Here is a 15935-nt window from a genome sequence, read left to right on the forward strand (position 1 = left end):
TTCTTAATATCAGACGTTGGTTACGGCTATCTATTACTTTACTATCAGGTAAGAGGTTACAATGCACATTACTTACGATCTCCCGGTTGCCATTGAAGATATCCTCGAAGCAAAAAAACGACTGGCGGGGAAAATATATAAAACAGGCATGCCTCGCTCAAACTATTTTAGTGAGCGCTGCAAAGGGGAAATATTCCTTAAGTTTGAAAACATGCAGCGTACCGGCTCATTTAAAATTCGTGGCGCATTTAACAAACTCAGTTCATTGACGGATGCGGAAAAACGTAAAGGCGTTGTCGCTTGTTCAGCGGGTAACCACGCTCAAGGGGTTTCTCTCTCCTGCGCGATGCTGGGTATTGATGGCAAAGTGGTGATGCCGAAGGGGGCGCCGAAATCGAAAGTGGCCGCCACCTGTGACTACTCGGCGGAAGTAGTGCTGCACGGCGATAACTTCAATGACACTATCGCCAAAGTCAGTGAGATTGTCGAAATGGAAGGGCGTATTTTTATCCCGCCTTATGACGATCCGAAAGTGATTGCCGGCCAGGGTACTATCGGTCTGGAAATTATGGAAGACCTGTATGACGTCGATAACGTGATTGTTCCTATCGGCGGCGGCGGTTTAATCGCCGGTATTGCTATTGCCATTAAATCTATTAACCCGACCATTAAAGTGATTGGTGTGCAGTCTGAAAACGTACACGGCATGGCGGCGTCTTATCAGGCTGGAGAAATAACCACGCACCGAACGACCGGCACCCTGGCGGATGGTTGTGATGTTTCCCGCCCGGGTAAATTAACTTACGAAATTGTGCGTGAATTAGTGGATGACATTGTCCTGGTCAGCGAAGACGAAATTCGTAACAGCATGATTGCTTTAATTCAACGCAACAAAGTGGTGACAGAAGGTGCTGGTGCACTGGCATGTGCTGCTTTATTAAGCGGGAAATTAGATGCCTATATCCAGAACAGAAAAACGGTCAGCATTATTTCTGGCGGCAATATCGATCTTTCTCGTGTATCGCAAATTACGGGTTTAGCAGACGCGTAAATCCGGCTATTAATCTCTTCGTTGAGGATAGGATATGAGTACTTCTGACAGCATTGTATCCAGCCAGACAAAACAGTCGTCCTGGCGTAAATCAGACACCACCTGGACACTGGGTTTATTTGGTACAGCCATCGGCGCCGGGGTGTTGTTCTTCCCCATCCGCGCAGGATTTGGCGGCTTAATCCCCATTCTTTTGATGTTGGTACTGGCGTACCCCATCGCTTTTTATTGCCACCGTGCGCTGGCGCGTCTGTGTCTGTCCGGGTCAAACCCGTCCGGCAACATCACGGAAACGGTTGAAGAGCACTTTGGTAAGACGGGCGGCGTGGTCATCACGTTCCTCTATTTCTTCGCGATTTGTCCGCTGCTGTGGATTTATGGCGTCACCATTACCAACACGTTCATGACGTTCTGGGAAAACCAGTTACAGTTGCCGGCGCTGAACCGTGGTTTTGTGGCGCTGTTCCTGCTGCTGCTGATGGCGTTCGTTATCTGGTTTGGTAAGGATCTGATGGTTAAAGTGATGAGCTACCTGGTATGGCCGTTCATTGCCAGCCTGGTGCTGATCTCGCTGTCGCTGATCCCTTACTGGAACTCTGCGGTGATCGACCAGGTCGATATCAGTAATATCGCCTTAACCGGTCACGATGGCATTCTTGTCACCGTGTGGCTGGGGATTTCCATCATGGTGTTCTCGTTCAACTTCTCGCCGATCGTTTCGTCTTTCGTGGTCTCTAAACGTGAAGAATATGAGAAAGATTTTGGCCGTGAATACACCGAGCAGAAATGTTCTCAGATCATCTCTCGCGCCAGCATGCTGATGGTCGCTGTGGTTATGTTCTTCGCCTTTAGCTGCCTGTTCACGCTCTCTCCGGCAAACATGGCAGATGCGAAAGCACAGAACATTCCGGTACTGTCTTATCTGGCAAACCACTTCGCTTCCCTGTCCGGAACGAAGTCGACTTTCGCCATCGTGCTGGAATATGGCGCCTCGATTATTGCGCTGGTTGCCATCTTCAAATCCTTCTTCGGTCACTACCTGGGCACGCTGGAAGGGCTGAATGGTCTGGTGCTGAAGTTCGGTTACAAAGGCGATAAAACGAAGGTTTCCTCCGGCAAACTCAACACCATCAGCATGATCTTCATCATGGGGTCCACCTGGATTGTGGCTTACGCCAACCCGAACATTCTGGACCTGATTGAAGCGATGGGTGCGCCGATTATTGCCTCACTGCTGTGCCTGCTGCCGATGTATGCCATTCGTAAGGCACCGTCACTGGCGAAATATCGCGGTCGTCTGGATAACGTGTTTGTCACCGTCATCGGTCTGCTGACCATTCTGAACATCGTGTACAAACTGTTTTAATCCTTAAGCTCAGGATGAGCGGAGTAGTGAAATGAATGAGTTTCCGATAGTTCTGGTTATTAATTGTGGATCGTCTTCAATTAAGTTTTCAGTACTGGATGCAAATAACTGCGACGTATTAATGGCAGGCATTGCGGATGGTATTAACTCGGAAAATGCGTTCTTATCGGTAAATGGAGGTGAGCCAGTGACGCTGGCTCACCACAGCTACGAAGGCGCATTAAAGGCGATTGTGTTTGAACTGGAAAAACGTAATTTAAATGACAGCGTGGCCTTAATTGGCCACCGTATTGCCCACGGCGGAAATATTTTTACCGAGTCAGCAATTATTACTGATGAGGTCATTGACAATATTCGCCGTGTTTCACCACTGGCACCATTACATAATTACGCCAATCTGAGCGGGATTGAATCCGCACAGCATCTGTTCCCCGGCGTCACGCAGGTGGCGGTGTTTGATACCAGCTTCCATCAGACCATGGCACCAGAAGCTTACCTGTATGGCCTGCCGTGGAAGTATTTCGAAGAGCTGGGCGTGCGGCGTTACGGCTTCCACGGAACGTCGCACCGCTATGTTTCTCAACGCGCGCATGAACTGCTTGCGCTGTCTGAACAGGACTCCGGCCTGGTGATTGCCCACCTCGGCAACGGTGCGTCAATTTGTGCCGTCCGTAATGGTCACAGCGTCGACACGTCAATGGGGATGACGCCGCTGGAAGGGCTGATGATGGGCACGCGTAGTGGCGACGTGGACTTCGGCGCGATGGCGTGGGTCGCCAGTGAAACCCAACAGACTCTGAGCGATCTGGAGCGGGTAGTGAACAAAGAGTCCGGTCTGCTCGGGATTTCTGGCCTGTCGTCCGACTTAAGGGTGCTGGAAAAAGCCTGGCATGAAGGACACGAGCGCGCACAGCTGGCAATTAAAACCTTTGTTCACCGCATTGCCCGTCATATTGCCGGACATGCCGCTTCGTTACACCGTCTGGACGGCATTATTTTCACTGGCGGTATTGGTGAGAACTCAGTATTAATTCGTCGTCTGGTGGTTGAGCATCTGACGGTATTGGGAGTGAATATCGACAGCGACCGAAATAACCTGCCGAATTCTCATGGCGAGCGCATTATTTCCACCCCTGATGCCCGGGTTATTTGCGCCGTAATACCGACGAACGAAGAAAAAATGATTGCGCTCGATGCGATTCAATTAGGCCGCATTAACGCAGCCGTGGAATACGCCTAATTTATTTGTTGTTCTGTAGAGAGATTATTTTTCATGAAGGTAGATATCGATACCAGCGATATGCTGTATGCCGAAGCATGGCTTGGCTTTAAAGGTACGGACTGGAAAGAAGAAATTAATGTCCGTGATTTTATTCAGCACAACTATACGCCTTATGAAGGGGATGAATCCTTCCTTGCTGATGCAACGCCTGCCACTACGGCATTGTGGGAAAAGGTGATGGCGGGCATTCGTATCGAAAACGCGACCCATGCGCCGGTCGATTTCGATACCAATATTGCGACCACGATTACTGCGCACGATGCGGGTTACATTGAGCAGGAACTGGAGAAGATTGTCGGCCTGCAAACGGATAAACCGCTGAAACGTGCGCTGCATCCGTTTGGCGGCGTCAACATGATCAAAAGCTCGTTCGATGCTTATGGTCGTGAGATGGATCCGAACTTCGCGTACCTGTTCACCGAACTGCGTAAAACCCACAACCAGGGCGTTTTTGACGTCTATTCTCCGGACATGCTGCGCTGCCGTAAATCCGGTGTGCTGACCGGTTTGCCGGACGGTTATGGTCGTGGGCGCATTATCGGTGATTATCGTCGCGTGGCGCTGTACGGCATCCGCTATCTGGTGCGTGAGCGTGAGCTGCAGTTCGCCGATCTCCAGTCAAATCTGGAGTGGGGACAGAATCTGGAAGCCACGATTCGCCTGCGTGAAGAGCTGGCGGAGCACCGTCGCGCGTTGCTGCAAATGCAGGAGATGGCGGCGAAATATGGCTGTGATATCTCTCGCCCGGCGCGTAATGCGCAGGAGGCGGTACAGTGGGTCTACTTTGCCTATCTGGCGGCGGTGAAATCGCAAAACGGCGGCGCGATGTCGCTGGGCCGCACCGCATCGTTCCTCGATATCTATATTGAGCGCGATTTCAATGCCGGTATCCTGACAGAGCAACAGGCGCAGGAGTTGATCGACCACTTCATCATGAAGATCCGGATGGTGCGTTTCCTGCGTACGCCGGAGTTTGACACGCTGTTCTCCGGCGATCCGATCTGGGCGACCGAAGTGATCGGCGGGATGGGGCTGGATGGTCGCACGCTGGTGACCAAAAACTCCTTCCGCTATCTGCATACGCTGCACACGATGGGGCCGGCACCGGAGCCAAACCTCACCGTGCTGTGGTCAGAAGCGTTGCCAGTCGCGTTTAAAAAGTATGCCGCACAGGTCTCTATCGTCACCTCGTCACTGCAATATGAAAACGACGATCTGATGCGGACCGACTTTAACAGCGACGACTATGCGATCGCCTGCTGCGTGAGTCCGATGGTTATCGGTAAGCAGATGCAGTTCTTCGGGGCGCGCGCCAATCTTGCCAAAACGCTGCTGTACGCAATCAACGGTGGGGTGGATGAGAAGCTGAAAATCCAGGTGGGGCCGAAAACCGCGCCGTTGCTGGACGACGTGCTGGACTACGACACGGTGATGGACAGTCTGGACCACTTTATGGACTGGCTGGCGGTGCAGTACATCAGCGCACTGAACATCATCCATTACATGCACGATAAGTACAGTTACGAAGCGTCGCTGATGGCGCTGCACGATCGTGACGTCTATCGCACGATGGCGTGCGGGATTGCCGGACTGTCGGTAGCGGCGGATTCGCTCTCTGCAATTAAGTACGCGACGGTGAAACCGGTTCGCGACCATAACGGGCTGGCGGTCGATTTCGTGATTGAAGGGGAATATCCACAGTACGGCAATAATGATGAGCGCGTGGATAGCATTGCCTGCGATCTGGTTGAACGCTTTATGAAGAAAATTAAAGTGTTGCCGACCTACCGGAACGCGGTACCGACGCAGTCGATTCTGACTATTACCTCCAACGTGGTGTACGGACAGAAAACCGGCAATACCCCGGATGGACGCCGCGCGGGAACGCCATTTGCGCCGGGCGCTAACCCGATGCACGGGCGTGACCGTAAAGGCGCTGTCGCCTCGCTGACTTCCGTGGCGAAACTGCCGTTCACTTACGCGAAGGACGGGATTTCGTACACCTTCTCGATTGTGCCTGCGGCACTCGGCAAAGAGGATCCGGTGCGAAAAACCAACCTGGTCGGGCTGCTGGATGGTTACTTCCACCATGAAGCGAACGTGGAAGGCGGTCAGCACCTGAACGTTAACGTAATGAACAAGGAGATGTTACTGGATGCCATTGAACATCCGGAAAACTATCCGAACCTGACGATCCGCGTCTCCGGCTACGCTGTGCGCTTCAACGCGCTCACCCGTGAGCAGCAGCAGGACGTCATTTCGCGTACTTTCACCCAGGCGATGTAACGTTATCGGGGCGGTCTGCGGGTCGCCCCGATTCACTATGCGTATGAAAACCTGGTCTCCACTGAACGAGTCCGAGGGTGTAGAAATGATTAGCGCATTCGATATTTTCAAACCTGGCATTGGTCCTTCCAGCTCTCATACCGTAGGGCCGATGAATGCAGGAAAACGGTTTATCGATCAACTGGTCAGCAGTGGAAGCTTATCGCGCACGACGCGCATGTCGGTTGATCTGTATGGTTCACTGTCGCTGACCGGAAAAGGCCACGCGACCGATACCGCCATTATGATGGGGCTGGCCGGAAACTCGCCGCAAAGCGTCAACATTGACGCCATCCCCGCGTTTATTGACGAGGTGACCCGTACTGGCCGCTTGCCGGTTGCTGAAGGTACACATGTCGTCGATTTCCCGGTTACCGATAGCATTGTTTTTCATGGTGAAACGCTGCCAAGGCACGAGAACGGAATGCGGATCACCGCCTGGGAAAACCAGGAAACGCTGCTGTGTAAAACCTACTACTCGATTGGCGGCGGGTTTATCGTGGATGAAGAGCGCTTTGGTCAGGCGCATGACGTGGAAGCGCCGGTCCCTTATGATTTTCATTCCGCCAGCGAACTGCTGAAACTGTGCGAACGCAATGGCCTTTCAGTCTCCGGGCTGATGATGCAAAACGAACTGGCGCTGCGCAGCAAGGCGGAGATTGATGCCGGATTTGCTCAGATCTGGGAAGTGATGCACGCTGGCATAGAACGCGGGATGAATACCGAAGGCGTCTTACCCGGCCCGCTGAATGTACCGCGCCGCGCGGTGGCGTTACGCCGTCTGCTGGTCTCCAGTGACAGTCTCTCCAGCGACCCGATGAACGTCATCGACTGGATCAACATGTTTGCTCTCGCAGTCAGTGAGGAGAACGCGGCGGGCGGACGCGTGGTGACCGCGCCCACCAACGGGGCATGCGGCATTATTCCAGCCGTTCTGGCCTATTACGATAAATTCCGTCGTCCGCTGAATGCCAACTCCATTGCCCGCTATCTGCTGGCGGCAGGGGCCATTGGGGCATTGTACAAAATGAATGCGTCAATTTCCGGGGCGGAAGTTGGCTGTCAGGGGGAGATCGGCGTGGCCAGTTCCATGGCGGCGGCGGGGTTGACCGAACTGCTGGGCGGTAGCCCGGCGCAGGTTTGCATCGCGGCGGAAATTGCCATGGAGCACAACCTCGGCTTAACCTGCGACCCGGTTGCCGGGCAGGTGCAGATCCCGTGTATTGAGCGCAATGCGATCAACGCAGTCAAGGCGGTCAACGCCGCACGTATGGCGCTGCGCCGCACCTCCGAACCGCGTGTCTCGCTGGATAAAGTCATCGAAACGATGTACGAGACGGGTAAGGACATGAACGATAAATACCGCGAAACATCACGCGGTGGTTTAGCGATCAAAGTGGTGTGCAGTTAGCGAACGCCAGAAAGCTTGCCCGATAAACCTGCGCCATCGGGCATTTTATCCATTGTCAGCCATCTAAAAGCACACGTCGGTGTGCTTTTTTTTGTTGTGATCTTCTTCAAATTTAGAAAAAAATGACACGTAATTCTTTTTAAGTAGGAAGATTTTCTTAACCAATAGAAAATATCAGGGTTATTTTGTGACGTTTTTCTCTGCGCCTGAGCGTATCCTTTTTTTCATTCTAATGACTCGCCTGCAAACCCCGTACCGCGTATCGCCTTGATGCGGCACGACAAAAATTAAAAATATACCCTACATAATGAGCGAGAATTTTATGGAAACGGCAACGAACAACAGCGTAGTGCTCGACGCCAGCGCCCCGGCGCGCCGGGCGGGAATGACGGAAAGCGAATGGCGGGAAGCGATTAAATTCGACAGCATCGACACCGGCTGGGTCATTATGAGTATCGGGATGGCGATTGGCGCGGGGATTGTTTTTCTCCCGGTGCAGGTCGGTTTGATGGGGCTGTGGGTCTTTTTGCTCTCATCGGTCATCGGTTATCCCGCCATGTATCTGTTCCAGCGTCTGTTTATTAACACGCTGGCGGAATCCCCGGAGTGCAAAGATTATCCCAGCGTCATCAGTGGGTATCTGGGGAAAAACTGGGGCATCCTGTTAGGCGCACTGTATTTTGTGATGCTGGTTATCTGGATGTTTGTCTATTCCACCGCAATCACCAACGACAGCGCCTCCTATTTGCATACTTTTGGTGTGACAGAGGGACTGTTATCCGATAACCCGTTCTATGGTCTGGTGCTGATTTGCATCCTGGTCGCCATCTCCTCACGCGGCGAAAAGCTGCTGTTCAAAATTTCTACCGGCATGGTGCTGACCAAACTGCTGGTCGTGGCGGCACTGGGCGTATCGATGGTTGGGATGTGGCACTTATACAACATTGGCGCGCTGCCGCCGATGGCGCTGTTGGTGAAGAATGCGATTATCACGCTGCCGTTTACCCTGACCTCAATCCTGTTTATCCAGACCCTGAGCCCGATGGTGATTTCCTACCGTTCCCGTGAGAAATCCGTTGAGGTGGCGCGTCATAAAGCGCTACGTGCCATGAATATTGCCTTCGGCATTTTGTTTGTCACCGTGTTCTTCTATGCCGTCTCCTTTACGCTGGCAATGGGACACGACGAAGCGGTTAAAGCCTATGAGCAGAATATCTCCGCGTTGGCGATTGCTGCACAGTTCATCAGCGGCGCGGGCGCCGGTTGGGTGAAAGTTGTGAGTGTCATCCTGAATATTTTCGCCGTGATGACCGCGTTCTTTGGCGTCTATCTCGGCTTTCGCGAAGCCACGCAGGGGATTGCGATGAACATTCTGCGCCGCAAACTGCCGGCTGAGAAGATCAATGAAACGCTGGTACAGCGCGGCATCATGGTGTTTGCCATTTTACTGGCCTGGAGCGCTATTGTGCTTAACGCACCGGTTCTGAGCTTTACGTCGATTTGTAGCCCTATTTTCGGCATGGTGGGATGTTTGATCCCCGCCTGGCTGGTCTACAAAGTACCTGCATTGCACAAATACAAAGGGGTGTCGCTGTATCTGATTATCGTCACCGGTTTGCTGCTGTGCGTATCTCCGTTCCTGGCTTTTTCCTGATTTATCCTGAAGGTTGTTGTTATGTCTGAGACTATAAAAAATCCGTTGTGGCAGCGTTTCATCCGCGCAGTACAGGAAGAGGTGAAACCTGCGCTGGGCTGTACGGAACCGGTTTCTCTGGCGCTGGCGGCCGCGGTTGCGGCCTCTGAACTGCATGGCGCGGTGGAGCGAATCGATGCCTGGGTCTCGCCCAATCTGATGAAAAACGGACTGGGGGTGACGGTGCCGGGAACCGGTATGGTTGGGCTGCCCATCGCTGCCGCGCTGGGAGCACTGGGCGGGAATGCGAATGCCGGACTGGAGGTGCTGAAGGATGCCTCCGCGCAAGCCATTGCCGATGCGAAGGCGATGCTGAAAGCGGGCAAGGTGTCGGTGATGTTGCAGCAACCCTGTGATGACATCCTGTTTTCTCGCGCGAAGGTCTATAGCCATGACGGCTGGGCGTGCGTCACCATTGTCGGCGGTCATACTCACATTGTGCGGATCGAAACCGATACCGGCGTGAAGTTTACTCAGCAAGCGAACGCGGACGATGAGGCGCAGGAATCGCCGCTGGCGGTGCTTTCTGAGACCACGCTGGAAGAGATTCTGGCATTTGTGAATACCGTACCGTTCGACGCTATTCGTTTTATTCTCGACGCCGCCCGACTCAACGGCGCGCTGTCACAAGAGGGGCTGCGCGCAACCTGGGGGCTGCATATCGGTGCGACGCTGCAAAAGCAGTGCGCACGCGGTCTGCTGGCAAACGATCTTTCGACGGCGATCCTCATCCGAACCAGCGCGGCGTCGGATGCGCGTATGGGCGGCGCGACGCTACCTGCCATGAGTAACTCCGGCTCCGGCAATCAGGGGATCACCGCTACGGTACCGGTGATGGTGGTGGCCGAGCACTTTGGCGCCGATGAGGAGAAACTGGCGCGTGCGCTGATGCTTTCCCATCTGAGTGCGATCTACATACACCATCAGCTCCCGCGTCTGTCGGCGCTGTGTGCCGCGACGACCGCCGCGATGGGGGCAGCGGCAGGGATGGCCTGGCTGGTGGACGAAGGGCGCTACAGCACGATCTCAATGGCGATCAGCAGCATGATTGGCGATGTCAGCGGAATGATTTGCGATGGGGCATCTAACAGTTGCGCGATGAAGGTCTCCACCAGTGCTTCTGCGGCGTGGAAGGCGGTGCTGATGGCGTTGGACGATACGGCGGTTACGGGTAACGAAGGGATTGTGGCGCACGACGTGGAACAGTCTATTGCCAACCTGTGCGCGTTGGCGTGTCATTCCATGCAGCAAACGGACAAACAGATTATCGAGATCATGGCCCATAAAGCGCATTAAGTGAAGGGCTGACTGCCTGAAGGCGCGACGCTATCCGGCCTACGAATATGTAGGCCGGATAATGCGCTTGCGCAGTCATCCGGCAATGAGGTTCAGGCGGCAGCTTCTTCCTCGGACAGACGAACTTCGGCGTCTGCGACAATCGCTTCCAGCTCGGTCAGCATCGCCTCGTAGTCAAACGCACGGGGCGCGGTGTTGGTTTCTGCCGTTGCCACTTTCCCTGTCGGGGCCTGTTTTTTTGCTTTCTTACTCATACACCACTCCGGTTACCGATTACACCGGCAAATCTATCAGCAAAGCGCGTAACGGCGTATCGGCAACGAGCGTTATGTTAGCTTCGTCACGAATAAAGGCTCCGTCGCCACAGGTCAGCGCTTCACGCGCTTCATCGTGGGTGACGGCGTGAAAGGTGCCATGAATGGACTGCAAATAAGCGCGCGGGCCATGAAGCTGAAAACTCAGCGACTCGCCCTGATCCAGCTCAATATGGTGTACCCACGCCTGCTGGCGCAGCTGTAGACTGCCGTTCTCACCATCGGGTGAGGCGATCAGTTGCTGTTTAATTTTCGTCAGTTTTGTCTTCTGCACCAGAGCATTCTCGCGCTCAGGACAGGCGTCGAGCCACAATTGCATACGCGTAAGCGGTTTGTCTTTGCTGATATTATGTTCGCTGTAGCTGATACCCGGCTGCGCCGCGAGCAGCAACGCTTCACCCGCCTGGGCCTGCACGTGGTTGCCTTCACTGTCACGATACTCTGCAACGCCTTCAAGAATCAGATTGAGCACGTCCACCTTTGGCCAGGTGCGCGGCTGGAAGGACGCACCGGGTGCCAGTACTTCCTGATTGAGCACGCGCAGCGATGCGTAGCCCAGCAGTTTCGGGTCGAAATAGTGTCCAAAGGAGAAGGTATAACGGGCCTGCAGCCAGCCGTAGTCTGCTTGTCCGCATTGTTTGGCTGTTCGGGTAGTAATCATAGTTCTTGACCTCTCTTTACTTCCTTTTATGTTAAGGGGCTGGACGCTGCATTGTTAGCCAGATATTCTGCCCGGTATGTTCAAATTTCCTGAATGAGAACGATATGGCCAAAGAAAGGGCATTAACGCTTGAGGCATTACGCGTAATGGACGCGATAGATCGCCGCGGTAGCTTCGCCGCAGCGGCGGATGAACTGGGGCGCGTGCCGTCAGCGCTTAGCTACACCATGCAGAAGCTGGAAGAAGAGCTGGATGTGGTGTTGTTTGACCGCTCCGGACATCGAACAAAATTCACTAACGTTGGGCGCATGCTGCTGGAAAGAGGGCGTGTGCTGCTGGAGGCGGCAGATAAGCTCACCACAGACGCTGAGGCGCTGGCGCGAGGGTGGGAGACGCATCTGACTATTGTGACCGAGGCGCTGGTGCCGACCCCGGCCTTCTTCCCGCTGATCGACAAACTGGCTGTTAAAGCCAATACGCAGCTTTCAGTGATCACCGAGGTGCTGGCGGGGGCGTGGGAACGCCTGGAACAGGGCCGGGCGGATATTGTAGTGGCACCGGACATGCACTTTCGTTCATCGTCAGAAATTAACTCCCGCAAGCTGTATACCCTGATGAACGTTTATGTTGCCGCGCCGGATCACCCGATTCATCAGGAGCCGGAACCGCTGTCGGAAGTGACGCGGGTGAAGTATCGCGGCGTAGCGGTCGCGGATACCGCGCGTGAACGTCCGGTATTAACCGTGCAACTGCTGGATAAGCAAGCGCGCCTTACCGTCAGCACCATCGAAGATAAGCGTCAGGCGTTACTGGCAGGATTAGGGGTGGCGACGATGCCGTATCCGCTGGTGGAACAGGATATTGCAGAAGGACGGCTGCGCGTGGTCAGCCCGGAATCGACCAGCGAGATTGACATCATTATGGCCTGGCGGCGAGACAGTATGGGAGAAGCAAAGGCCTGGTGCCTGCGTGAAATACCCAAACTCTTTATGAAAAAATAACGCGTTGCGGATGACTGATATCGGGGCAAAAAGATTGCCCCGAAAAAGGATTAATTAATCTCGTTTTGCTTAGGATCGGCACCAAAACGGTTAGCACCGGCAGTACCGTTCTGACACAGGAATACAATAATAACGATTGTTCCGATAATCGGAATCAGGCTGAGCAGCAACCACCAGCCGGAGCGCTCGGTATCGTGTAAACGACGGATCGCCACCGCAATGCTCGGCAGCAGAATGCCAAGGCTATAAATAATTGAGATATAGGGTGTTTCCATGCCGATTACAGCCTGAATAACATTCAGGACTGCACAGATGATCATGTTGATTAACGCAAACATCCAGTACTCTTTTCGACGTGCGCGACCGCTGAAACCGGTATAATTTTTTATTACACTCAAATACCAATTCATATAACATCCTTATTAATTAAAAGAGGGCAAAATATAGCATGGTATTTTATGAAGGTCATTTGCATTCTAATTAATTAAGAAAATCTCAGGAAAAATATATCTATTATTAATAGTTTTAAGAAATATGTTTTGAATCTGAATCAGTATCTGGGCACTAACCAGAACAACAGGTTAGCGTAAATAAAAGGATCAAGGCAGCGGGTAACGCTGCCTTTCACTTCCTCAGGGGAGAGATTTTGGGTCAGGTCCGAAGCGGTTTTCGCCTGGCGTGCCGTCCTGACAGTTAAAAATGAGGATTACCAGCCAGCCGATGACGGGGATCAGTAACAATAACAGCCACCAGGCCGATCGATCGGTGTCATGCAGACGTCGAAATTGAACTGCCCACCAGGGTAAAAAGACGAGAATTCCGTAAATCGTTGTCAGAATGCCCTCTCCTCCGGCACGCTGCCAGCCCAGGAGTTTATCCAGTACGCCGAGAACGAATGTCAGAATGACGTTGACCAGAATAAACATCCAGTACTCTTTCCGCCGGGCGCGTCCGCCAAAGCCGATATAATTTCTTAAAACCTTTAAGTACCAATCCATTTTTACCTCAATCGTGTGTCAATCACTTGTTTTTAAAGCAATCAAAGAAAGAATAGTTGCGAATGATGAGGGGGTAAATATTTGAAGGGTAAATAGAGCAGGCACCCTGAAGGGTGCCTGGGTTCACCTGGCGAAACGGCTGTCACGCCCGTGTGGTTCGTTGAGGTCCTGCCACGGGCCAATGGAGATAATGCCTGTCGGGTTAATCGTCTTATGGCTGCGGAAATAGTGGTGGCGAATATGGTCAAAATTGACCGTTTCCGCGATGCCTGGCATCTGATAAATATCACGCAGGAAACCATGCAGATTGAGATAGTCGCTGATGCGATGCTTGTCGCATTTGAAATGCGTGACATACACCGGATCAAAGCGGATGAGTGTTGTCCACAGGCGAATATCAGCCTCTGTAAGCCGATTACCTGTCAGATAGCGATGCTGACCGAGGATCTGATCCAGCCGCGCCAGCGCGGTAAAGACGTTTTCTACCGCGTCATCATAGGCTTGCTGACTGGTAGCGAAGCCCGCTTTATAGACGCCATTGTTAACGTTGTCATAAATCCAGCCGTTCAGTTCGTCGATCTTGTTGCGCAGTTCTGGGGGATAGTAGTCCCCGGCTTTTGCCCCTTGCGCATCGAACGCCGTATTGAACATGCGAATGATTTCAGCAGATTCATTACTGACAATCGTATGGTTCTTTTTATCCCACAAGACAGGCACGGTGACGCGGCCGCTGTAATGGGGATCGGCGTGCAGGTAAAGCTGATACAGAAATTCGTGCTGATATAAGGTATCGCCTGTGGCCGCCGGAAAATCATCGTCAAAGGTCCAGCCGTTTTCCAGCATCAGTGGATTTACGACCGAGACGGAGATAAACGGCTCAAGGCCCTTGAGCTTACGCAGGATTAACGTACGGTGCGCCCACGGACAGGCGAGAGAAACATACAGGTGATAGCGATCTTTTTCTGCCGCAAAACCGCCTTCGCCGGAAGGACCCGGCGCACCATCCGCCGTGAGCCAGTTGCGGAATGCCGATACCGAACGTTGAAATTTGCCCCCGGTGGATTTGGTATCATACCAGGTATCATGCCAGACGCCGTCGATCAGTTGTCCCATGTTTTTTCCCTCAGATAGCAAAAACGAGGAGAAAATCCCCTCGTTCTTTTTCATTCATTATAGAGCGCTTACCACTTTTTGTTCAGTACACGGTCGAGACTGAATGCGCCCGGACCGGTGATGCCCAGCAGCAGGAAGCCGCCAGCGATGGTCAGGTTTTTCATGAACATCAGTGAGTTCACGCCTTCCGCAAAGTTGCTGTGGAAGATAAACGCGGTCAGCAGTGTAAAGCCTGCGGTAAACAGCGCGGTGGTACGGGTCAGGAAACCGAACAGAATCGCCAGACCGCCGCCGAACTCAAGCAAAATGGTCAGTGGCAGCAGGAATCCCGGAACGCCCATCGCTTCCATATACTGTTGGGTACCTGCGTAACCGGTGATTTTTCCCCAACCTGCGGTAATAAACAGGATTGGCATCAGAATACGCGCTACCAGTACACCAACATCTTCTAATTTTTTCATTCTTCTCTCCAGGAACTACACAGACTGCTGAGTTTGTTTTTTGGGTGCAATTTCGCGGCGTTCCGCGTCATTGCTGTCGATGGAGAGAATCATAAGCGTGAAGAATGAGAATTGTTAGCAAGGAAAACTGTCAATATTTTTCAAAAAATTTGATTTTGTAGTGGGGTGGTATTGTGGATGGGTAAGCGAAGCGCTCCGGGTACCGTTGCCGGATGGCGGCTACGCCTTATCCGGCCTACCTATTGAATGTGAGAGTCGGATAAGCGAAGCACCCTCAGGCAACGGTTGAGCGTAGCGTCTTTTTAGCCAGTCGCCAGACGCTCCACACGCCAAACCCGCGCTTTGCCCAACGCACGAGCAGGTTAGGGTGGCGAATCGTCCAGACGGCCATCACACTGCTGCCGACCAGCGCCCAGGAGCGCAAACTCAGTAGGGTGTTCCAGCCACGATCGTAAGCGCCCGTGGCTTCCAGCCAGTCACGACGACTGGCTGAAAGATCCAGCCGTTGCTGTTGGATCTCACGAAGCAGTCGGGCCTTACGTTGTTCACGTTCGACTTTACCGCTCACGGCTCTCCTCCTCGAGCAATTGCCGGTCATTTGCCAGTTCATGGCGCGTATGGCGTAACAATGTGGAGCGCCGCGCTTTTCGCAGCGTCCATATCGCGCCAATCAGCGCCAGTGCCAGCAGCACGACCGTGGTGGCAATCATCGCATTGAGCCGATACTGCGGGTCAACGGCCCAGATGACTAACACCATCAGGCTCATCAAACCAAATGCAGCGAAGAGCATGGTGAGTCCCAACATCAGCAGAAGCTGAAAAAGGTTCGCCTTTTCTTCTTCAAGCTCGACGACGGCCAGACGTAACCGCGTTTCCACCATCTCAACGAGAAGAGTGACAATCCGCTGCCCGATACCCAGAACGCTTTTCCCGGGCCCTTGCGCGTGATGAGGATCCGCCATC

General features: G+C 53.1%; 16 protein-coding genes. 8 read left to right on the plus strand and 8 right to left on the minus strand.

Going from position 1 to position 15935, the window contains the following annotated elements; genetic code table 11:
* Window positions 1-61: 61 nt before the first annotated feature.
* The 7 genes from tdcB to HVZ37_RS03055 all read left to right on the plus strand — a co-directional run bounded on the left by tdcB (window position 62) and on the right by HVZ37_RS03055 (window position 10424).
* Entirely contained in the window at window positions 62-1051 is a 990-nt protein-coding gene (gene tdcB, locus HVZ37_RS03025) for a bifunctional threonine ammonia-lyase/L-serine ammonia-lyase TdcB (RefSeq protein ID WP_042998242.1), read from the plus strand.
* A gap of 34 nt (window positions 1052-1085) precedes the next feature.
* Window positions 1086-2417 carry a threonine/serine transporter TdcC gene (tdcC, locus tag HVZ37_RS03030; RefSeq protein WP_042998241.1) on the plus strand — a complete coding sequence of 444 codons (1332 nt, stop codon included), beginning with the start codon at window positions 1086-1088 and terminating at the stop codon, window positions 2415-2417.
* Between the two features lie 31 nt (window positions 2418-2448).
* Window positions 2449-3657: a propionate kinase gene (gene tdcD / locus HVZ37_RS03035; protein WP_044255841.1), complete on the plus strand. Its 1209-nt coding sequence runs from the start codon at window positions 2449-2451 to the stop codon at window positions 3655-3657.
* Between the two features lie 33 nt (window positions 3658-3690).
* Window positions 3691-5985, plus strand: a complete 2295-nt coding sequence (gene tdcE, locus HVZ37_RS03040; RefSeq protein ID WP_181628097.1) for a 2-ketobutyrate formate-lyase/pyruvate formate-lyase — start codon at window positions 3691-3693, stop codon at window positions 5983-5985.
* 85 nt (window positions 5986-6070) lie between these two features.
* A complete protein-coding gene (gene tdcG, locus HVZ37_RS03045; RefSeq protein ID WP_044255834.1) occupies window positions 6071-7435 on the plus strand; it encodes an L-serine ammonia-lyase in 1365 nt (454 codons plus the stop codon).
* Between the two features lie 322 nt (window positions 7436-7757).
* A complete protein-coding gene (locus HVZ37_RS03050) occupies window positions 7758-9089 on the plus strand; it encodes an amino acid permease (RefSeq protein ID WP_042998237.1) in 1332 nt (443 codons plus the stop codon).
* A gap of 21 nt (window positions 9090-9110) precedes the next feature.
* Window positions 9111-10424 carry a serine dehydratase subunit alpha family protein gene (locus HVZ37_RS03055; protein WP_044265546.1) on the plus strand — a complete coding sequence of 438 codons (1314 nt, stop codon included), beginning with the start codon at window positions 9111-9113 and terminating at the stop codon, window positions 10422-10424.
* Window positions 10425-10516: 92 nt separating this feature from the next.
* Here HVZ37_RS03055 and HVZ37_RS03060 read toward each other — a convergent pair whose 3' ends face one another.
* The gene (locus HVZ37_RS03060) at window positions 10517-10678 is read right to left on the minus strand and encodes a hypothetical protein (RefSeq protein WP_164566090.1); all 162 of its coding nucleotides are present in this window, start codon (window positions 10676-10678) and stop codon (window positions 10517-10519) included.
* Between the two features lie 19 nt (window positions 10679-10697).
* Window positions 10698-11399, minus strand: coding sequence for a pirin family protein (locus HVZ37_RS03065; protein WP_054177278.1), 702 nt, complete (start codon window positions 11397-11399; stop codon window positions 10698-10700).
* Between the two features lie 104 nt (window positions 11400-11503).
* On the opposite strand from HVZ37_RS03065, the gene yhaJ reads away from it, so the two are divergent.
* Window positions 11504-12400, plus strand: coding sequence for a DNA-binding transcriptional regulator YhaJ (gene yhaJ / locus HVZ37_RS03070; protein ID WP_044255829.1), 897 nt, complete (start codon window positions 11504-11506; stop codon window positions 12398-12400).
* 50 nt (window positions 12401-12450) lie between these two features.
* On the opposite strand, the gene HVZ37_RS03075 is transcribed toward yhaJ, so the two are convergent.
* The 6 genes from HVZ37_RS03075 to HVZ37_RS03100 all read right to left on the minus strand — a co-directional run bounded on the left by HVZ37_RS03075 (window position 12451) and on the right by HVZ37_RS03100 (window position 15934).
* Entirely contained in the window at window positions 12451-12810 is a 360-nt protein-coding gene (locus HVZ37_RS03075; RefSeq protein ID WP_044255826.1) for a DUF805 domain-containing protein, read from the minus strand.
* Between the two features lie 222 nt (window positions 12811-13032).
* Complete coding sequence (locus HVZ37_RS03080; protein ID WP_044255823.1) at window positions 13033-13398, minus strand: DUF805 domain-containing protein; 366 nt, start codon at window positions 13396-13398, stop codon at window positions 13033-13035.
* A 123-nt stretch (window positions 13399-13521) separates the two neighbouring features.
* Window positions 13522-14511: a glutathione S-transferase family protein gene (locus HVZ37_RS03085; protein ID WP_181628098.1), complete on the minus strand. Its 990-nt coding sequence runs from the start codon at window positions 14509-14511 to the stop codon at window positions 13522-13524.
* Window positions 14512-14579: 68 nt separating this feature from the next.
* Window positions 14580-14972, minus strand: coding sequence for a DoxX family protein (locus tag HVZ37_RS03090; protein ID WP_042998230.1), 393 nt, complete (start codon window positions 14970-14972; stop codon window positions 14580-14582).
* 274 nt (window positions 14973-15246) lie between these two features.
* The gene (locus tag HVZ37_RS03095) at window positions 15247-15540 is read right to left on the minus strand and encodes a YqjK-like family protein (RefSeq protein ID WP_042998229.1); all 294 of its coding nucleotides are present in this window, start codon (window positions 15538-15540) and stop codon (window positions 15247-15249) included.
* Window positions 15530-15934 (minus strand): phage holin family protein, encoded by a 405-nt coding sequence (locus tag HVZ37_RS03100; RefSeq protein WP_104446874.1) that lies wholly within the window; start codon window positions 15932-15934, stop codon window positions 15530-15532. Before HVZ37_RS03100 ends, HVZ37_RS03095 begins: the two co-directional genes overlap by 11 nt.
* Window position 15935 lies beyond the last annotated feature (1 nt).

It is taken from the genome of Citrobacter sp. RHB35-C17, from assembly GCF_013816795.1.
GTDB lineage: Bacteria > Pseudomonadota > Gammaproteobacteria > Enterobacterales > Enterobacteriaceae > Citrobacter_A > Citrobacter_A amalonaticus.